The sequence below is a fragment of the Borrelia nietonii YOR genome (assembly GCF_023035795.1).
GTDB classification, from domain to species: domain Bacteria; phylum Spirochaetota; class Spirochaetia; order Borreliales; family Borreliaceae; genus Borrelia; species Borrelia hermsii.
The window spans coordinates 60,509-81,664 of sequence record NZ_CP073153.1 but is presented as its reverse complement, the minus strand read 5'-3'; the positions used below and the strand labels follow the sequence as shown (position 1 = coordinate 81,664).

Annotated in this window: 18 protein-coding genes; all 18 read left to right on the top strand. The window is 32.9% G+C overall.

Features of this window, described 5'->3' with window-relative positions:
* The first annotated feature begins 40 nt into the window (after nt 1–40).
* The 18 genes from bhYOR_RS05655 to bhYOR_RS05570 all read left to right on the top strand — a co-directional run bounded on the left by bhYOR_RS05655 (nt 41) and on the right by bhYOR_RS05570 (nt 20,816).
* Nucleotides 41–850: a hypothetical protein gene (locus bhYOR_RS05655; protein WP_025434204.1), complete on the top strand. Its 810-nt coding sequence runs from the start codon at nt 41–43 to the stop codon at nt 848–850.
* A gap of 209 nt (nt 851–1,059) precedes the next feature.
* The gene (locus bhYOR_RS05650) at nt 1,060–2,076 is read left to right on the top strand and encodes a hypothetical protein (protein WP_025400284.1); all 1,017 of its coding nucleotides are present in this window, start codon (nt 1,060–1,062) and stop codon (nt 2,074–2,076) included.
* Nucleotides 2,077–2,295: 219 nt separating this feature from the next.
* Complete coding sequence (locus bhYOR_RS05645) at nt 2,296–3,024, top strand: hypothetical protein (RefSeq protein WP_025400283.1); 729 nt, start codon at nt 2,296–2,298, stop codon at nt 3,022–3,024.
* Nucleotides 3,025–3,375: 351 nt separating this feature from the next.
* A complete protein-coding gene (locus tag bhYOR_RS05640; protein WP_025434203.1) occupies nt 3,376–4,293 on the top strand; it encodes a hypothetical protein in 918 nt (305 codons plus the stop codon).
* Nucleotides 4,294–4,558: 265 nt separating this feature from the next.
* Nucleotides 4,559–5,557 carry a hypothetical protein gene (locus tag bhYOR_RS05635; protein ID WP_025434202.1) on the top strand — a complete coding sequence of 333 codons (999 nt, stop codon included), beginning with the start codon at nt 4,559–4,561 and terminating at the stop codon, nt 5,555–5,557.
* 375 nt (nt 5,558–5,932) lie between these two features.
* Nucleotides 5,933–6,826 (top strand): hypothetical protein, encoded by an 894-nt coding sequence (locus tag bhYOR_RS05630; protein ID WP_025400280.1) that lies wholly within the window; start codon nt 5,933–5,935, stop codon nt 6,824–6,826.
* Between the two features lie 768 nt (nt 6,827–7,594).
* Complete coding sequence (locus bhYOR_RS05625) at nt 7,595–8,470, top strand: hypothetical protein (RefSeq protein ID WP_155265599.1); 876 nt, start codon at nt 7,595–7,597, stop codon at nt 8,468–8,470.
* A gap of 33 nt (nt 8,471–8,503) precedes the next feature.
* Nucleotides 8,504–9,295 carry a hypothetical protein gene (locus bhYOR_RS05620; protein ID WP_247088469.1) on the top strand — a complete coding sequence of 264 codons (792 nt, stop codon included), beginning with the start codon at nt 8,504–8,506 and terminating at the stop codon, nt 9,293–9,295.
* A gap of 45 nt (nt 9,296–9,340) precedes the next feature.
* Complete coding sequence (locus tag bhYOR_RS05615; RefSeq protein ID WP_025400278.1) at nt 9,341–10,111, top strand: hypothetical protein; 771 nt, start codon at nt 9,341–9,343, stop codon at nt 10,109–10,111.
* Between the two features lie 37 nt (nt 10,112–10,148).
* Nucleotides 10,149–10,934: a hypothetical protein gene (locus tag bhYOR_RS05610; protein WP_025434200.1), complete on the top strand. Its 786-nt coding sequence runs from the start codon at nt 10,149–10,151 to the stop codon at nt 10,932–10,934.
* Nucleotides 10,935–11,230: 296 nt separating this feature from the next.
* On the top strand, nt 11,231–12,277 hold the full coding sequence (locus bhYOR_RS08150) for a hypothetical protein (RefSeq protein ID WP_281506148.1): 1,047 nt from the start codon (nt 11,231–11,233) through the stop codon (nt 12,275–12,277).
* A 139-nt stretch (nt 12,278–12,416) separates the two neighbouring features.
* Nucleotides 12,417–13,256 carry a collagen-like triple helix repeat-containing protein gene (locus tag bhYOR_RS05600; protein ID WP_025400275.1) on the top strand — a complete coding sequence of 280 codons (840 nt, stop codon included), beginning with the start codon at nt 12,417–12,419 and terminating at the stop codon, nt 13,254–13,256.
* A gap of 620 nt (nt 13,257–13,876) precedes the next feature.
* Nucleotides 13,877–14,764 (top strand): collagen-like triple helix repeat-containing protein, encoded by an 888-nt coding sequence (locus bhYOR_RS05595; RefSeq protein ID WP_025434199.1) that lies wholly within the window; start codon nt 13,877–13,879, stop codon nt 14,762–14,764.
* Between the two features lie 304 nt (nt 14,765–15,068).
* Nucleotides 15,069–15,887 (top strand): hypothetical protein, encoded by an 819-nt coding sequence (locus bhYOR_RS05590; RefSeq protein WP_025400273.1) that lies wholly within the window; start codon nt 15,069–15,071, stop codon nt 15,885–15,887.
* A 349-nt stretch (nt 15,888–16,236) separates the two neighbouring features.
* Nucleotides 16,237–17,226 carry a hypothetical protein gene (locus bhYOR_RS05585; RefSeq protein ID WP_025400272.1) on the top strand — a complete coding sequence of 330 codons (990 nt, stop codon included), beginning with the start codon at nt 16,237–16,239 and terminating at the stop codon, nt 17,224–17,226.
* Between the two features lie 339 nt (nt 17,227–17,565).
* Complete coding sequence (locus tag bhYOR_RS05580) at nt 17,566–18,462, top strand: hypothetical protein (protein WP_025400271.1); 897 nt, start codon at nt 17,566–17,568, stop codon at nt 18,460–18,462.
* A gap of 350 nt (nt 18,463–18,812) precedes the next feature.
* On the top strand, nt 18,813–19,688 hold the full coding sequence (locus tag bhYOR_RS05575) for a hypothetical protein (RefSeq protein ID WP_025434198.1): 876 nt from the start codon (nt 18,813–18,815) through the stop codon (nt 19,686–19,688).
* 321 nt (nt 19,689–20,009) lie between these two features.
* Nucleotides 20,010–20,816: a hypothetical protein gene (locus tag bhYOR_RS05570; RefSeq protein ID WP_025434197.1), complete on the top strand. Its 807-nt coding sequence runs from the start codon at nt 20,010–20,012 to the stop codon at nt 20,814–20,816.
* Nucleotides 20,817–21,156: the final 340 nt, after the last annotated feature.

The following is a 21,156-nucleotide window of genomic DNA, read 5'->3' as shown; positions in this document are numbered from 1 at the left end:
ACTATCTATATATGAATTTGTATAAGAAGAGGAGAAATTCATGAAAAATGTGAGTATGGTATTATGTGTATTGGTCATGCTGGCTTGTGAGCAAAATGATCCAAACGGCTCGGGTTTTGGTACAACAGATTCAAAAGATTTAGAAAAAAATATAGGTCCATGTGATCAAAGAGTGGTGTTAAAACCAACCAAGATTGATTCTAGACATGTAGCTTTTTATAAACTTTATAAAATGGTAAAAAAATATAAAGGGTTATTTAATGGTAGAACGTTTAAAAAATTAGGCAGTGGAGGTAAGCCTATATTTGATTTTCCTATAGCACAAATATTCCCAGTCTATAATAATGCAGATTTCATTTATGAAGGTTTAGATTATAATATTAGAGCTATTAAGAGTTTAGAGTTTATATTTCATACATTAAACTTAAACATTCATTCCATTAATCTAGATTTAATGTATGCTTCGCAATTATTAGAGTATTTGTTAGATAGTGCAAGGTTACTTAAAACACTTCTAAATGAGAATTTTAGTGATGCAACCTTAGAGCGACTTAAGGCCACCAAGACTGCTGAAGAGCTTACTAAAATTTATTTTTATTTAGAAGAGGTGGTTGAGGATAGAAATAGGTTTGTAAGTAAACTTTCAGATGCACTAGTAAGAATAGCAGTCAATAATTTTGGTAGAGCGTCTGTTTTAGAGATACTTGCTAATAATATTATTGTACAAAATGATAGTCTAAGGCACGGCAATTCTATTGGATCAAGCATTTCGAATCGAAGCGATATTATTGTGTTTTATGCCAGTATGAGATTGATGGTAGATGTAGTTTTATGTTTTATTAAGAGCTAAATACTGGAGTATGGTACTTTTTGGGCCTTAAATCTGCTGTGTGATACTTTAATTTTTTAAGTAGTTTAAGTAGATATTTAGATATTGAATGTATTTTAGCATCCTATTTTATGCATATAATTATATTACATAATATTGTATACTAAAATGTATTCAGTATAAATAAATATTGAATTGTTGGGCATTTAAGCTTGAAAGAGGAGAAGTTTATGAAAATAGTAGGTTTAGTATTTTATTTATTATGTGCATTAGGTATGAGTTCTTGTAGGTATTGGGCTTTAGAAGACGAATACAAAATGGGAGCAGGGGGGTCTCGGCAGGATGAAGCTGATGGTTTACATTATATGGGAACAAATCAAGCAAAAATCAAGAATTTGACACTTGCAAATGCAGATTTACAGGATGAAGACTTGCAGGAACTAAGGGGCAGTGCGGGAGAGCAGGCAGTAATTTCACCAGGTATTCAATTAAAGCCGGGGGATAGATTAGATGAGGATAGGGATAGAGGTGAGAGAGGGGGTAAAATTGAAGTTAAAAGCAAAGGTGAGGGTGAAGGTGGGCATAAAAACATCGGATTAGGTAACAGTCAAAATGGTGCTAATGGTGTGGATGGTAGTAAGGCAGAAAATACGTCTTATCCTGAACTTTTAGAGAGAATACAAACTTTAAAAGAAAAACTTGAAAATGAACTTATTCAATTTAATTTAACTAACCTATCATTTGATATTCCTTTCAATAAAATTGCATCAGACTTTAATTCCAAAGATAAACAGGATGAAGTTTATGCAGGCTTGGGGCATGATGTTGAGCTTATTGAGAAATTAGGCGGGATATTTGATAGATTAAACTTAATTAGCCCACCTTGCTCTAATAGGAGCACAAAGGTGTCTCATGGCGTGTTATCAGTTTTAAGTAATTTGTCACATCGATTAAAAGAATCTTTAAATCATTTTAGTGATGAAGTCTTGGAAAAAACAAAGAATCACAAGAAAAAACATGATATTGATCTTATTGTTGATTCTTTGGATAGCATTATGAAGATTAGAGACCACTTGATAAATAAGATTAGGGATAGTGTAGAATCCGCAGAATCAGTGACTGAGGAAGAGGCAATAATAGATGTGTTAGATAAAAATTTTGTTAATGCTAAAGATATTAATTTTAGAGTTAGTGCTTTAAGAGAATTTAGCATGGCAATTACAAATACAGTTAAAAATTTAGAGTAAGTAAAAGGTAAATAGGCTTATGGCCTATTTACTTCGCTCTTCTGTAGTGCAATTATATGCAAAAAAGGTTTTTAAAAGATTTTATTCAATTTTTATTAAATTTTATTGAAATTATGGATAAATTTAATTGTTGGTATATTATATTTAGTATAAATATGTATTATTTATCATATGGTATTAATTACCATATGATAAATAAACCGCAATAGGGAGAAGTATATGGAAAGAGCTAATTTAATTGTGGATGTTGTGGATTGTAATTTAGAAGGGAATGCAAAGAACGGACCAATTAGAAAGGCATTTAATGCAAAATGCAATGTAGGCGGTGTACAGCAATTCTTTAATATAAGTGCTAAAGATCGAGCTTACTATGCATTAAAGACAAGAGTCATTGCTTACAGAGAGGAGCTTGAAGATGCCTACAATCACTTTAATCTAGGCGAGCTTTTCTTTAGTATTCCTTTCAAGCAAATCTCACCAGACTTGACTGTTTCAGATAAACAAGACAAGATTTATGCTGGCTTGGGGTATGATGTTGAGGCTATTAAACAATTGGGAAGATTGTTTAATAAATTGGATTTAAATATCCCTCATTTTATCAATACTGATGTAGATATTGCTTATAGTTTATTGGCAATTTTAAATAATATTGTTGATTATGCCAAAACAGTTATAAATTATTATTTGAGTGATGAAAACTTAATTCAAATTAAATCTAACAAGGATGAAGCAAGGATTACTGAGATTTATACCCATCTAGAAGAATTTATTGATATAAGAGAAAATTGTATATCTAAAATTAAATCGCAGATAGCATCCTTAGAATCAAGAATTACTAGAGAATCCGTGTTATCAGGAATAAAGCAAATTGTTGACAATGAGGGAGAAATTGGCAAGGCAGTTAGCTTAATGGGTATAATTGCAGTTACAATTTGGAGTCTTAGTTAGTGGAAAAGGAATTTTTAACTTGTTCTTAAGTGCAAGAAAGCCAGAGTGGGGGAGATATGAATAGTGTATTTTGAAATAGAGAGGTATAAGTAGGGGGCATGTATTAGCTTAAAGTAAGGAAGAGAATGCTTTTGAGGAACTTACTAAAACTATTGGTATTAAGAGTAACTCCTGCAAAGAAATATAACAATTTATATGTTGATTTTAAACAAGTAATCCAAGATTTTATTGTAATTTGGAACGAGATAAGTTAGTGGATGTTTGTTTTGTGTAATATTAAGATTGTTATGTTATTATATGTCATACAATATTAAGTATTGTATGATGTGTAATTTTAAAAAGGAGAGATATATGAAAAGATTTAGTATGGCATTTTATATGTTGTGTTTCTTAAGTGTTATGTCTTGTAAACAAGATGACTTAGGCTTGGCAGATTTCAGTCAGAGTGAAGCTGCAGAACAGTTGAGGAGTATTATAAGAACCTATTTGGTGCCAAGTGAAGTAAAAGGAGAGGCTGAAGTCCGGAATAGTGAGTTAAAGCGTAGCGTAAAAGATATCCCAAGAGTTCTAGAAAAAGGTCCAAAAAACGATGACCTAAAAAGCCCTCTAAAAAAAGACCTAGAAAAACCAGTAGAAGAGTCAGTAGTGGAAGAAGATGTAGAAGAGAATTACATTAAACTTTCAGGGAGCGTGGCTAGACATAGATCAGGTTTTGTAAGTGAACGTATTCAATTTGATCCAAACCATCATTCATTACATGTGCCTTTCAAGGATGTAGACTTGAGATTTACTTCTCTAGATCAACAGTCAGATATTTATGATGCCTTAGGCCATGACGTTGAAGTTATTAGAAATTTGGAAGTACTACTAAAGAAGTTAGACTTACAAAGAGATTCCGATTCTTCACGTAATGTTGATGTAAAACTTGCTAATAACTTATTAATGCTAGTATGGCAGGTTGGCTATTATAGCAGAAGATTTATGGATATTTATTTAAGTACTTCAAACCTCGAGCGAATTAAGACTAGCAAGAGTGTAGAGGATATTATTGCAATTAATACTTCTTTAGAAAGATTTATGCAAGAGAGAGACAGGGCAGTAAAGACAATTCAAGACCAAATAACGTTATTAGCATCAAAAGATAAGGAAGCTATGTTAGAGGGGCTGAGGGGAACTGTTGGCTTAGGAGATAATGCTAGTAAAGAAATTCAGAGCGTATCTTACTTGATCGTAGACCTGGGGGATCAAATGAAAAAATTAGTTCAGTAAATTAAATTAGTTTATTAGTTAAATGTGTGAGAGTTAATTTTTAACTCTCATTTTTATGCATGCTAATTGATATTTTATTTATCTTATATTTTGCTTTTATTGTGTATTATGTTTTCCCACATTTTTTGTCCTAAATGAAAAATTTAATTTTTTTGTATTTTTACATAAATCATTTGATAAATATCATGTAAATATCATTATATTGCGTTACATTGGATACTAAATATTAAGATATGTAAATGTTTTAAAAAAGGGAGAGATATTTATGCGAAAGTTGGGTATAACATTTTTATGTGCCTTTGGTATGATGTTCTGTAAGCAGGGTGAGTTAACAGATGGAATTGTTACGGAGCTTCCAATTGCGCATCAATCAGAAGGTAACTTAGGCTTAAGCCAAGCAGATATAGAGAATAAAAAACCTTCAGTTGTAGATAAGTCAAAAGGTTACTTAAGGAGTGGGGAGGCGGTGAAACCTTCGGGTATGGACAAAAAGGTTGAAGATGGGAAGCTTAAAGATAAAAAGGTTACGGGTAAAAAGCTTAAAGATGAGAAGGTTACGGGTAAAAAGCTTAAGGATGAGAGAGTTCAAGGCAAAAAGGATGAGCCGCACTTAGAGGTTGATGTAGAGGAGAGATTACAAGTTCCAAGAAAAACAGCACGAGAAGCTTGTGCTGAGTTTGAGGCTAGAGTAAGAAAGTGTAAGTCGCAACTTGTAAATGAGCGTAATCAATTTGATCCAAGGTACTATTCATTAAGTATTCCCTTCAAAAAGATATCCCCAATCTTTACTGCTGCAGAGCAACAGGCAGACATTTATGCTGCGTTGGGAAGTGATGTAACAGTTATTATAAGTTTGGAAAGGATACTTAATAACTTAGATTTAAAAGAGCCTGTTTTGTATACTTATGGCGATACAAAAGTTGCCGTCCATCTATTTAATCTCTTATTAAATATTTCGGATTACACCAGAAAACTTGTCAATACTCATTTAAGTAGTACTAACCTTGAGCGAATTAAGACTAGCAAGAGTGTAGAGGATATTATTGCAATTAATGCTTCTTTAGAAAGATTTATGCAAGAGAGAGACAGGGTAGTAAAGATAATTCAAGACCAAATAACATCATTATCATTAAAAGATAAGGGAGATATGTTAGATGGGCTTAAGAAAACTATTGGGTTAAAGAGCGGTTCTGATAGAGAGATTCAGCGTGCATCTTACTCTATTATAGGAATGGTAGCTCGCATAGCATATTTAGTTAAGTAGTCTATTTGAATGGGGCTTAGTTCCTTTGCTTTTATTTTTAATGTCCCTTTATCTAATTAAGCAGAATAGGTGCATTGGGATCTGGGTAATTAAATTTAATTAATATATTGATACTTTGTTTTAATTACAAAGATATGCAAAATTTTTTTCCTTTTATTTATTTTGAAATATCAATTAATGATATTAAATATATCTTAAAAAGGATTTATTGTTTATTTTTAGGCTAATATTGTTAGTTAGATTAATTTTAGAATCTATAAATATTTAAATTGTTAAACGTTAAATTTATTGTACAACTGTGATTATGCTCTATATTGATTAATATAAAACGTATTAACTATATGGCATTGCTGTATGGTAAAAAAGGAGAATTACATGAAAAGAATCGGTGTTTTGTTATTTACATTATGCGTATTGTATATGTTATGTGTATTAAGTATTTTGTCTTGTAAGCAAGAAGTGGATAATCAGCCGGGTAAAAAAAGAGATGCGGCTCAATTAGAAGTGGTCCAGCCACGTTCAAGGGACAGAGTGGTTACACCACCTCGAAGGAATGTTCATCTGCCACCACCAGTACCATTCCTTTCAAAGGAGAATAAAGATGATAATGTTCAAGCGATAGGGAATAGGGAACTTCCTCCCCTGGAAGATGACATAAAAATTGTTAAGATAGAGACAGCAGAGCAAGCTTACAAGCTATTGTCAGATAGAGTAGTTAAGTACGAGGCTAAGCTTAGTGGGGAACATGATGCATTTGCCGAAGAGAAGTATTTATATGGTATTCTTTATGATATAGTCTCACCAGTCTTTGAGGATCCTTATAAAAAGGATGAAGTTTTTGCTGCCTTAGGACACGATTTTAAGGCTCTTGAGGCATTAGATAATATATTAGATTTGTTAGTTGATCCTGATAAGAATACATATAATTTTGTTCTTTATAAGTTGTTTAGGGATTGCCGTGAAATTACGGAATTTACCGAACAAGTCTTAAGTGAGATCTTGGATGAGGACGGTTTAGCCAAAATTAAAAGTAAGGGTATGAATGCTATGCTTAACGTTTATGCTAATTTGGAGCAATTCATTTCAACAAGAGAAAGCGTGATAAGTAAACTTCAAGAGCAAATAATATTAGCAGCAACAAGTGCCGATGCTAAATTTGTGACAGACAAGCTTAATGGGATTGTTGAGCATAAAACAGAGATCCAGATTGGAATTTTAGCTATGATGTCATTAAAGATAGCAATACGGAAAGCCGTTAATGCTCATTAAAGATAGAGTTCAGTTAGGGCCAGTTGTAGGCCCTATTTTTTGCAATCTGAATAATATTACTTGCGGGTAAATATTTTATTCATCTAGTGCCTAATATGTAAAGTTTGAAATTTATGCTATATTAGCCATGGCAAGTGAAGTGCTACTTTTATGATCTTTTTATAGAAGTGGTTTCTTGTAATCCCATATAAATTTTAGGTTTAAAACACTAAATCCACTAGAGCATGAGTTGCAAGCTTAACCCCAGGTCGTTTTCACCTTGGTTTTTATTTCTATTATTTTATTAATAATCCTTAATTAAGTATTACATATCTCTACCATGCATAACAGGCAGTTATCACAAGTTCATTTCACATTACTTATTTTAGATTTATATTTTTATTGCCACAAACATTGTACAATTTGCTAGACAGATAATACCTTTTCATTATTGTATTTATCTAAGTGTTGTAGCATAGCACTAGAGCAAGCCCGTCCACCTATAATTTAGAAGCTTTGAAACTAAATTATAGACGGAGTATTTATATTTGATTAGTTAGCAAAGAAATATATCATATTGTTTTTACCCTATAGCCTATTTGGGTATTTTGTATTTATTGATTGTATTGTTAGATTGATAAAAAGGCATGCAAAGGTATTAGATCAAGTTAGCAAATATATAAATATAATAATTAATACAATATTAATTAATATTAATAATAATATTATGTTATAATAATCAATATAAATAAATATTGTTTCTTATATAGTATAGATGTTCTATCTAATGTGGCTAGTAGTATGCAAATGCTTTCTGTGGAGTGTATTTTATGTTATGTAAGAGAAAATAAAGACAAAAGGGAGATTAATGAAAAGAATATGTATGGTAATCTTAAGTACCTTATGATTTGTAATATGTTCTGTTCAAACGGGGCCAGCGGGGATATACCCGGGTCAGCAGGAACTGAAGGGAATGTAGAAGATCCAGGAAAGAAAGCTGGACGAGGTGATATTGCAATATTAAGAATGAATTTATCGAAGCTTAAGCATTCATATAATGCTAACGTTGAGGAATTTGATTTACGAAAAGGTAATATCGATACTAAGGTTTTATTTGAGCATAATATGTTTGGGAATAGATTTAAGCTAGACAATCCAGATAATGAGAGAAATGACTTTTATGCTAGCTTAAAGCATGACATTGCAGATATTAAAGTAATAGAACAGCTTATAAAAGAATTAGCAAATAGTCCTGATAATATGGTTCAATCTGATGCTTTGTTATTATTGGTAACTTTAAGTATGAGTGGGCGGTGTGTTAATCAGGTTATATCTTTGTTAGAGGCTGAGTTAGCTACATTGGAGCAGAGTAATGATGTAGCAGGTATTAGTGAGATTAATGTCATATTGCTGATGATGTTAAGACAAAGAGAAAGTGTAATAAATGATGTTAAAGAGATACTGATAAAGTCAAAACTGCATTTAAGTTCAAATCCTATTAATATTACGGGCATTCGAGTTGCATTAAGTCCAATTACTAGGTTAGGGGGAAAAGTTCGTGAAAAAGTTTCTGGAAAAATTTTGGGGACTAATAGGGACTTGCAAAGTTTAAGAGGGATAATTGAAGAAAAAATTAATGGATTAAAGCGAGCACTAGTGCCATAGTAGTTTATTAAGAGAAATAAAGAAGGGGGATTAATGAAAAGAATATATATGTTAATGTGCATCTTAAATACCTTGTTTGTAGGGTGTTTAGGTCCCCGAGGGCCAGTCGGGGTGTCTGGGCCGGCAGGGATTGACGGGCACACAGGAGATCTGGGAAAGAAAGCCGTACGAGGTGATATTGCAATACTAAGGATGAATTTATTGGGGCTTAAACGTTCATATAATGCTAACGTTGAGGGATTTGATTTACAAAAAGCGAATATCGATACTAAGGTTTTATTTGAGCATAATATGTTTGGGAATAGATTTAAGCTAGACAATCCAGATAATGAGAGAAATGACTTTTATGCTAGCTTAAAGTATGATATTGCAGATATTAAAATAGTAGAACAAATTATAAAGGACTTTGAAGTTGGTTCTCTTCGTGGTCAAGTTGATGGTACGTTGCAATCTGATGCTCTGGCTTTGTTGCCAATTTTAAGTGACAGCTCTTGGTTTGTCAGGCAGGTTATATCTTTGTTAGAGGCTGAGTTAGCTACATTGGAGCAGAGTAATGATGTAGCAGGTATTAGTGAGATTAATGTTATGTTAATGATGATGTTAAGACTAAGAGAAAGTGTGATAGATGATGTTAAAGAGAGGCTAAAAAGTTCAGAACCATTCTTAAGTCCAAATATTATAGATTTTGTAGGAGCTCGAACTATGTTAAATTCAATTATTTTGGCAGGAGGAAAAGTTCGTGCAAAAATTTATGGGACTAATATGACTTTGAGAGGCTTGAAAAATGCAATTGAAGAAAAAATTAATGAATTAAAGCAGCATTAGTGCCATGAGAATGTATGAGGGAAAATAAAGAAAAGGGGAAGATTAATGAAAATAATATGTATGGTAATATGCATTTTAATTGCCTTAGGGCTTGTAGGGTGTATTGGTCCAATAGGACCACATGGAGCTAGAGGTCCTGATGGAAAAGATGGGAAAGATGGCCAAGGTATTCGAGGTGATATTGAATTATTAGAGGCAAATATATTACTTCTAAAAGCTTCTTATACTTGTAACAATGGGATATTCAAGTCAAAAAGAGAAGGTTTTGATAAAAGTATTCCGTTTAGACATGCTGCCTTTCAGAATAAATTTAATACAAGAGATGAAAAGGACTACGTTTATGCTGGCTTAAAGCATGACGAGTTAAGTATTGGTATAGTAGAACGAATCTTAGAGAAATTAATAAATGCTTCTTCTGCTAATAATCTTGATAGGGATGTTGCTAAGGCGTTGCTAGTGGCTTTAAAGGATAGTGCACAATATGTCAATGAGGTTATAAATTTATTTTTATCCGGTACTGGTTTATCTAAGTTTCATGAACATAATGAATCTATTATTACTGAACTTAATATTATGGTTATGGATATCTTTAGACAAAGGGAAAGTGTTTTAGACGATCTTAAAAAGGCATTAATAAACGCAGAATCGTCTTTAATGCCTCTTAATGTTGCAGATATCCGAGATAAATTAAATGTAATTATTCAAAACCAGGGAAGAATTTATAAAAAGATTTATACGGGGGATGATAGTTTGCAAGGTTTAAGAGATGCAATCACAATAAAAGTTAATGCATTAAAGCAAGTATTAGTGCCATGAGAATGTATGGGGGAAAATAAAGAAAAGGGGAAGATTAATGAAAATAATATGTATGTTAATATGCATCTTAATTGCCTTAGGGTTTGTAGGGTGTGTTTTTCGAATTGGACGACCTGGAGCAGACGGAGATAAAGGACATAATGGCCGCAATGGGCTTCCAGGACATGATGGGCGAAGTGATGTTGATTTGCTAAAGGCAAATTATTTAAATCTTGTAAAAGTATATGGTGCTAATTATAGTGCATTCAAGTTAAGAGAAGCTGATTTTGATAAAGAAATTCCATTTAACAGTATTGAATTTGGGGATGAATTTAAGACAGGAAAGCAGAGAAGCAACGTTTATGCTGGTCTAGGGTATAGCATTGTAGATATTGAAATAGTAAAAAAACTTGTTACTGCATTAATTGGTGATGTTGATGATGTTAGTAAAGAAGCCGCTAAGAATTTGTTATTGGCTTTAAGAAGTAGTGCGCAGTACGTTCGTGAAGTTATAAATGAAAAAGATACGATTTGCAATGATGTCAATTTGGATAAACTGAAGAGGGGCGATAATGTAATAGATGTTAGTGAAATTAATGCTATGTTAACGATGATGTTAAGACAAAGAGAAAACGTGATAGAGGGTATTAAAGAGTCATTAAGAAATGCAGAATTGTCTTTAATGCCTCTTAATATTGCAGATATTCGAGCTAAATTAGATGTAATTGTTCAAACTCGAGGCAAAATTTATAAAAAGATTTATACAGGGGATGATAGCTTGCAAGGTTTAAGAGATGCAACCACAAGAAAAATTGATGAATTAAAGCAAGCATTATTGCCTTAGTGGTGCATAGCTTAAGATCTAGATATGTTTAAACATAATAAATGTTATTCAAATACTACTTTTAATGTGCATTATTAAATTTATGTAGGCCTTTAAAGTAAATATTGCTAATTAAGGTTAAAGGGATAAGAACAATAAAACAGTTAAGTAAAGATACTGATTATTATAATATTAATTGTTATTGTTATTGATATTATATACTGATTAATATCAATAATTATTATTTCTTATATAGCCTGAGAATATTTTTTGTTATATAAAAGAGATATATAAAATTCATAAAAAGGAGATATTTAATGAAAAAAACCTACATGGTAATGTGTATTATAATTGCTTTGGAGTTTATGATAATGGGATGTAGTGGTCCAATGGGACCGCAAGGACCAGCAGGAGCACGAGGCCCAGCAGGGCCACAAGGACCAATAGGAGCATCAGGTCCGCAAGGACCAGCAGGAGCACGAGGCCCGGCAGGGTCACAAGGACCAATAGGAGTAGCAGGGCCACGAGGAGCAGCAGGTCCGCAAGGGCCAATAGGACCAGCAGGGCCACAAGGACCAATAGGAGCAGCAGGTCCGCAAGGGCCAATGGGAGCAGTAGGACCACAAGGACCAGAAGGGCCCCCAGGATTAGATGGGTTTCCAGGAACACCAGGACTGTCAGGACCAGCAGGGGTCCCAGGACTACCAGGACTAGTTTATTCTGCACAGCTAAAGACAGGGTACAATCGTATTCGCCTTGCATATTCTGCTCGCCGAAATGCATTTGACTTAAAACAAGTGGGTATTGCATTTGACAAGTTAGATGCTAATGGTAGTGTTATATTTGGACAAGAATTTGATAGTGATGATAAAAAGGATTATCTTTATGCTGGTATAAATTATGAGCAGGTTTCTGCTACTAATTTAGAATCTATAATAAATAAATTATTAACCGATCCCCTTTCTGATGATAATATTAGTGTTGCTAAGAACTTGTTGTCAACTTTAAAGAATCTTGGGAAGTACGTTGATGATGTTATAAATAATGCAACCTCAGATAAGATTTTAGGTGGGGGCAATTTAGAACAAATTTTGACTAGATGTGAGGACTCTAAACTTGAGAATCTTAGTTATCTTTTGGATACCATGTTTTTTCAGAGACAGGATTTGATTAACAGAGTTCGACAAGTAATAGATTTAGCAAATCGTAAGAGTGAGTTAGCAAAGATTCGATCCCATTTGTATCCGATTGCTAATTTGAGAGGAGATATTAATGGGGATATTGAGAATATGCAAATTGAAGTAAGTTTAAAAAAATTAAAAGATGATATTAGGATTGAAGTTAATCGATTATTACAACAATGAAAAATACATAATATGGGCGGGCACACCTATGGTGCCATCCATAGTGTGTATGTTGGGTGAAGCTAGATGATCTATATAGATATCACGTTGGGTTTCTAGATAGTTTCTACATAAATGTGTAGGGGAAAGGAGAAGGCTAATGATTTATTTTATGACAAGAATGTGTATGGTAATGTGTATTTCAAGTTTTTTGGGTTTTTTAAATTGTACTGGGCCATCAGGAGCACCAGGACCAGCAGGTCCATCAGGAGTATCTGGACCACCCGGGTCTAGAGGGCCTAGCGGTGAGCGAGGGCTATGCGGGGGACAGTTGTCAGATAAACAATTTTATAAGATTGAATTGCTACTAAATGGAAGTCACTTCAATCTTATAAGTGCATATTGGGCAAACAAGCGGGAATTCGAGTTGAAAGAAGCTAAATTCAATAGAGATATTCCATTTGAATATAATGAGAACTTTAAAAAAGAATTTGATGGTAATTTAAAAAAGGCCGATGTTTACGCTAGTTTAGATCATAATGAGATGTATGTTATGAGATTAAAATACATAATAGATAATTTATTAAAAGCAGGTGGTGATGATAATGATGATAATATAGAAACTGCTTTGAATTTACTTAAAGTTTTAAGGCTTAGTGGGGAGTTAGTCCGGTCAGTTATAATAGCTGTGGATAATAATGCATGTGGGCTGCTTTTGTTGGCCGAAGAGGATGTTAATAAACTTGGTTTGCTTATAAGTAATGTGTTATTTGTAAGGGGATATTTGATAAAGCATATTCAAGAAGTGCTAGATGAAACAATGAGTATTGATGTTAATGATATAAGAAAAATTAAAGGTAAGCTTAAGCTTATTACTGCTAAAGGCGGGCGGATTCATAATAAAATAGCTAAAAAAAGTGGTAACAAAAGCTTACAAAGCTTGTGTGATTCAATAAATAGTATAATTGAAAAAACTTTAATATGGTCTAGATTTTTGTAGCCTAGTATAATGGATCCACAAGAAAAAATTGATGAATTAAAGCAAGCATTATTGTCTTGGTGATGCACAGTTTAAGATCTAGATATATTTAAAGATAGTAAATATTAAAAAACATTACTTAATGTGCATTACTAAGTTTGTGTAGCTCTTTAAAGCAAATATTGCTAATTAAGGTTAAAGGGATAAGAACAATAAAACAGTTAAGTAAAAATGTTGATTAATATAGTATTAATTATTATGATTAATATAAATAAATATTATGTTTTTTATAGTTTGAGAATATTTTCGTGTTATGTCAAAAGGGATATTTAGTAGAAAACCTGCATGGTAATGTGCATTATAATTGTTTTGGAGCTTATGATAGTGGGATGTAGTGGTCCATGAGTGCGGACCAGTAGGTCCACGAAGATTGCAAGGACTGGCGAAAATACGGGAAGAACGGAGATAGGGACAAGAGAGGAGAAGATGGAAGAGTTTATCCTGTAATACTATAGTTAACACAGAGGGGCAGATTTACTCATAGTTCCTAGTGTATGTGCTGGGTGAAGTTTGGATGTATTTATGTGGAATATTATGTTGGGTTTTCTACATAAGGTGTGTAGGGGAAAAGGAGAAGAGCCATGATTCATTTCATGATAAGAACATGTGCGGTAATGTATATTTTAAGCTTTTTGGTCTTTTTGAATTGTACTGGGCCAGCAGGAGCACCCGGATCAGCAGGACCTGCAGGAGCACCTGGTTCGCGGGGGTTACAAGGGCCAGCAGGATTGCGTGAGAGATATTGGGGATCTAAAATAGTCAAAGGCAATAAGGGACCATGTGGGGGATATTGGCGAGATGAACGAATTGATAAGGTTGAAAAATTAATATTACATGGGAGCTATTTGGATTTTAAGAGTGAATTTTGGGTTAAAAATCAGGCATTTGCATTAAAAGAAGCTAGGTTTAATAAAGAGATTCCATTTGAACATAATGAGCAATTGAAGAAGGAATTTGGAAAAGAGTGGGAGAAGACCTCCATTTATGTTGGTTTAGATTATAATGAAATATATGTTATTAAATTGAGAGATATAGTAAAGAACTTATTAGAAGCAGATGGTAAGGATAATGAAAGGGCTGTTTTTAATTTGCTTAAAGTTTTAAAGATTAGTGGGGAGTCGGTTCAGTCATTTATAAGTTCTATAGATAATAATAAATGTTTAATGCTTTTGTTATCTGAAGATCAGCTTAATAATCTTAGTTTGCTGGTAGAGAAGGTATTGTTTTTAAGGAGTAATTTAATAATTAGTATTCAAGCGATATTAGATGAAGCAGCGGGTTTTGATAAGAAAGATATAGTAAAAATTAAAGATAAGCTTAAGCCTATTATTGATAAAGATGGACTGATTAATAGAAAAGTTTTTATGAGAAATAAAGACGAAAGCATAAAAGTCATACTTAACAAGATAGAGAATATGATGTTCAAGCCTCGACTACAGTTGCAATTTGGTTATAACGGAAAATTCTAGAAGCGTTTATGAGTTAAATTTGTTTTCACATAATGATATTAATAAATTTAATTTTCTAGTAGAGAAGATGTTGTTTTGAGGGACTTATATTAATAAGTCATATTAAGTAGTACTAGATGAAGCAGCAGGTTTTGATAAGAGAGATATAGTAAAAATAAAGATAAGCTTAAGCTTATTAATTCCATGTCATAGTGGTATGTTTAGTTGCTGAATTTTAGATGTATTTAGTATAAAATAGTTATGTTAAGGATTATCTAAGCTTTCTTACATAAGTGTGTAGGGAGACTGAGAAAGGAGAATATTGATGAAAAAAATATCTATGCTAATTTGCTTATTTGGTACCTTGGGATTAATGTTGGGGTGTTTTGTGGGTGGAAAAGTTCCAGGTGGTAATGCATCTGGTTCTCATAGATTTACAGGAGATATCGGAGCACCATCTACACCGCCTCCACCTAGAGCAAGATACCCACAGGTAGTGGCATCTTACAATGCATTAAACACAAGCTTATCAGCTCTTAAGGCTTCTTATAATTATAATCGTGATGTTTTTTTGCCAATCAAAGATCAGTTTAAGAATAGTATATTTAATGAGTTTAAGATGGATTTTAATGATGATAGGGCAAGGGGTGATGTTTATGTTAGCCTAAAGCATGAAGTTGCGGATATTACAAACTTAAAAACCGTGATAGAGGCTTTAATATCATCAAATACCAGTCAGTTCGATAAAGTTTTTGCTTTGTGTTTATTGTATCGTTTAAGGGCTAGTGCGATGTACATCAGAGAAATTGTGGATGAGAATGAGGGGATTTTAAGTCAAGCCAATTTAGATGTTTTGCGGCATAGCAATGATTTAAGGGGTATGAATTTGCTTAAGGCTGATTTAGATGAGATGCTGAGTTTGAGAAATATTGTAGCAGATATGGCTAAAGGTATGCTAGAAGAGGCTGTAAGAGTGGTAGGTGATAATGCAAAGGTTTTGCTTGAGCTTAATTTGATTACCAGTGACCAAGGGGATCTGAAAGAGAACATTAATTCTGCTACAAAACGAAGCTTGAGAGATTTACGAACTAAGATTGAAAGTACATTTAATAATTTAAGATTGCAGGTTTTAAGGTCAGAATGATAGTGTATTTATTTTGCTTAAGGTGGATGCACCCTGTTTAAATGAGATCATATTGATTTGTAATATATGTGTTAAGTTATATGTTAAGTTTCCTACAATAGCCTAGGTAGCAAGTTGCATGAGCTGCTAGCATGCCGGGTTAAATTCATTGCATTATTAATTAATAAAGATAAATTAAGAAAGGTAGAAGTAAACCAAAGAGCACAATACAAAATAATAAATTCTGTTAATAAATAACATATTAATAATGTTAATTAATAATAATGCAATATAATGATTGAAATATATTATATGCTGTTTAGGCATAACATTGCCGTGTGGTATGTATATGTAAAAAAGGAGTTTTTTAATGAAAAAAACATGTATTATAGTCTGCGTTTTGTGTTCTTTCGTACTATTGTTAGGGTGTCCATCTGGTGCTGAATTTTTTAAAGAAAATTCTTCAAGTGGTAATGGTTTATTAGCAAAGTTGCGTGGCTTAGGGGTTAAGATTAAGAAAGGCGGCTCAGAAATGTTGCAAAAAAGATCAACAATATTATCAGGAGAGCCAAGAATATTACCAGTAGAACCAATGATATTATCAGAGGAAGCTTATGCTGCATTACTTGAAAGCTTGGAGAGACTTAAAGAGTCATTAAGTTATAAGCCTGAATGTTTTGATGAATTTCAGTTTTATAGTATGTTTAACAAATTTTGGCATTCCCCCCCTCAAGTTAGTCCTAGAACAGAGCATGTTTATGCTAGTGTAAAGCGAGATATTAAAACTTTAGGCCATTTAAGGGCAGTAATAGAGATGTTGGCAGATTCTGGTAGACCTGTGGATTTGAATACTGCTTCTGAGGGTGTAAATTTGATAGCTGCTTCTGATGCGTTTAAACAGGGTGAGAATTGGAATCTTGCTTCTGATGCGTTTAAACAGGGTGTGAATTGGGGTGCTGCTTCTGATTTGTTAAGTAATTTAAATAATAGTATACAATATGTAATTCAAGTTTTTAATGATGAGAATGAAATTTTAAGTAAAGACAATTTAACTTTACTTAAAAGTGTCGATAATGAAGCGGGCATTACAGAGCTTAAAGACATGCTAGATCGTATGTTATTGGTACGTAATGAGATAATAGAGAAAGTTAAGATAGTGCTACAAGGAGCAGCAGGATTAGCTACTATGCAAGGAGCAGCTCTAGGAGTGAGTTTGCATATTAATAAGTTTATTAATAAACCTGGATTTATTTATGATAGAATTTATTCTACTAGTGAGCCAATTTTAGGTTTACAAGGCCTGAGAAATGCAATTAGGAAGCAAGTTAATAAATTATTACATAAGCCAGCACCATGGTAATTGCATGTACATGCAAGTTGCAGCTGCTTAACTGCAATGTGGCATGCAATTTAATTTAAAATTTAAATTTGATTGCAGATTTAATATTATTTAAGTATAATAAATATTACAGGTTAAGCCACCACCTGATCCAGCTTACGTACTTTAAAACGTAAATTAAAGACGTAAGCTGGTCTTTTTGTTATTATTAATAAAAATAATAACAAAACTATTAATTAGTAATATTATTAATTAATCTTACAGGTAAGTATTGTGTCTTACATAGATTTTGCATAGATTTATAGTTTCTATGTATTGTTAATCATGAAAGATACACATAACTTAATATAAGGAGAATATATGATAAGAGTAGGTATGATAATATGTGCGGTTAGTATTTTGGGGTTATTGATGCTAAGCTGTGCCGCAGGTGCAAAAGTTCCATCAAATAGTCCGATCAATTTACATGCAGTAAAAATTGTTCATACGATGAATCAATTAAATACACCTGATCCAATAAAACCAAGTCCATACAAGGTCCCACTACCACAGACACCTTATGCTGCATTACTTGAAAGCTTGGGAAAGCTTAAAGATTCATTGAATTCTAAGCCTGAAGGATTTGATAAGTCCGCATTTGATGACATGTTTAATGACTTTAATCGGTCCTTTAGAAGTGATGATTATTATTCAAAGAATTATTTTTACATTGGCCTAAAGCATGACATTGTACATATTGAGAGAGTAAGACAAATTGTAAGGGCATTAAAAGCTACTGGTATTGCTGCTGATAAGGAAGCAGCTGAAAAGTTATTGATAGGGTTAAGAGATAGTGGGATTTATGTTAGTGATGTTGTGGAAGAGGATGGTCAGATTTTGAGTAATGCCAACCTAAGTATATTGCAGAAGAGTAATAATATGGAGGTAATTAATGTTGTTAGGCTTGTTTTGGGTAACTTGCTTTTAAAAAGGGAGCATGTGATGGAACTATTAAAGGAGAAAATAAGGGATATATCAGGTTTAAAAAAGGTTGCATTAATTAGGGATGCCGTAAATTTAACTTTTGGTAAGAACGGAGAGATTTTGGAGAAAATTGAGAATGGTCATGATAGTTTGCTAGGCTTAAGAGATTTAATTAAAAATAAGATTGATGATTTAGTAGAGCAGCAGGAACGACAGGCTCGTCTTAGTGCAAGAATTAAAGAGGAAGAGTTAAAGAAGAAAGGGCCCAAGAAGAAAGGGGCTAAGAAGGAATAGTTAAAGAAGTAGATCTAGTAATTATCATAACCTGTGTATTTGTTAAGTAGCCTGGGTTGCTTGTGAGCAAGACATTAAGAGTAATTTATTATGTTAAATATTAAGCCTACATAAGTTTGTAGGCTATATTTTTTGTTTTTGTTGCTTAGGGAAGAAAAATTTAAGAGAAGCAAAGTCAAGATGTAGAGTGCCAATTAAATTTAAGCAAAAATATTAATTAATGAAATATAATTTAGGATATTAAATTAATAGTATTATTATTGTATTATAATAAGTATAAAGATGTATTGCATACTGCATAGTATAAGGGTAGTGTGTAATGCGAAAATAAAGTCGAAAGGAAAATGTTAATGAAAAAGATATGTATGGTAATGTTTATACTCAATGTGTTGGTGTTGGTGTTGGGATGTGGACCTAAGGATAGGAAAGCTAAAGAAAAAATGCCATTAGGGGAAGATAAATTAAGAACCCTAGCAGGAGAAGATAAACCCGGAACTCCAGCAGGAGAAGATAAACCCGGAACCCCAGCAGAGGAAGATAAACCCGGAACTCCAGCAGAGGAAGATAAACCCGGAACCCCAGCAGGGGAAGATAAACCCGGAACCCCAGAGGAAGCTTATATGGCATTAGTTGAAAGCTTTAATAAGTTTAAAGAGTCATTAAGTTATAAGCCTGAAGGATTTGATGAATCTAAATTTGATAATATTTTTTCTATAGTTTGGGCTGATATTCCCAGAGCTCAATATAGGCAAGTTCATATTAGCTTAAAGCGAGATGTTGAATCTTTGGATAATTTGAAAGCAATAGTAATGAATTTAACAACTAAGACTGATAATAGCGAGGTGAATTTGAGGACTCCTGCTGAGTTATTGGCGGTTTTAGGGATAATTGGAATAGATTTAGGTTTTATTGAAAGTAATGTCAATTTAATCAAATCTAAAGACGTACAAGATGTAGAAGGTCTAGGTGAGCTTGAGGATATGCTAGATGATGTGCTTATACAAAGGGAGACGATGGTAGGGCTACTTCAAAATACAATCAGGCAAGCAGCGGCTTTAAGTGACAAAGAACAGATTAAAGAGGCATTAAAATCGATCACTGATTCCCGTAAAGATTATACTATGCAAATGAAAAAATGTGTTGATAATCCAATTTGTGTTGTAGGTAGGAATTTGACAAACTTGCGCTACAAAATTCAAGATAAAGTTAATGCATTGATAAAATAGGTAAGCTCAGCGGCATAACCTGTGTATTTGTAGCAGCTTGCGGGTGCTTTGTGAGCAAGACATTAATAGTAATTTATTATGTTAAGTATTAAGCCTACATAAGTGTGTAGGCTATATTTTTGTGTTTGTTCTTTAAGGAAGAAAAATTTAAGAGCAGTAGATTTAAGATTTTAAATTTCAATATAATTAAACAAAGTTATTAACTAATACTATATTAATGTTATAATATTATTGTATTATTTTGAGTATAAAGATGTATTATATGTTGCATAGTACAAGAGTAGTGTGTAATGTGAAGCTAACAATGTAAGGAGAATGTTAATGAAAAGAGTATGTATGGTAATCTTTGCATTTAATATTTTAATGTTAGGCTGTAGATTTGGCAAGGGGAGTGATGATCAGTATTCAAGTGACCTTGTTCCAACAGAAGAGTTTACAGTTGACAGTATAGTAAAAGAGGAAGACGAACCAAAAACACCCAAGGACGCTTATGATGCATTACTTAAGAGTTTAAGCTTGCTTAGAGAGTCATTAGAGTATAAACCTGAAGGGTTTGATGTATCTCAGTTTGATGGTATATTCAGTAAGGTTTGGAATGCATCTAGTCAAGAGGACAAATGTGGAGTTCTAGTTGGCTTAAAGCGTAACATTGAAGCTCTAGGGAACCTGGAAACAATAATAGGAAATTTAATGGTAGGTATTGATCTTCAAAAGAACGGTGTAAACGATGTGAACTATATAGCTGCTGTTGATTTATTGTCGGTTATATGTCATGATGGGTTGATTGTAAATCACATTGTAAACGGTATTGCTTTCAGTAAAATTAATTTATCTAAACTTAAAGACTCGCAAGATGTATCAGGTCTTAATGAGGTTAGGAAAAATTTAGATAGTATGCGTGTACAAAGAGAAGCGTTGGCAATGCTATATAAAGATATAATAGGGAAAGCAGCGATTTTAAGTGATAAAGGAAGTATTAAAGAGGCATTAATTCCGATTATTGATAATACTGTTGGGAACTTTAGTATGATAACAAAATGTGATACTAAGCAAATTTGTGCTGCTAGATCTGAGTTAAAAAAAATGAGCAACCACATTCAATATAAAGTTCATCAATTAATACAATAGAAAGCTCAACTTTATAATACCTGTGTATTTGTTAAGTAGCCACAGGCTACTTGAACTTATGTTGATTTTATAGTTTTTATAATAGTAGAATCTGTTTTACATCAGTATGTAGGATAGATAATTTTTTGTCTTTGTTGCTTAAGGTAGAAAAATTTTAAGAGGGTTAAGTCATGATGTGGAGTGATAACTAATTAAGTATAGATATGAGGCTAATTAGAAGACTCTCCGTGAATTTATTTGCGGTTTGAGAAAAGAGTATGGAATATTTCACAATAGTGTTATTAATGAAGCTAATGGTCATTTAGGTAGGGACAATTTAACCAAACTTAAAGAAGTACAA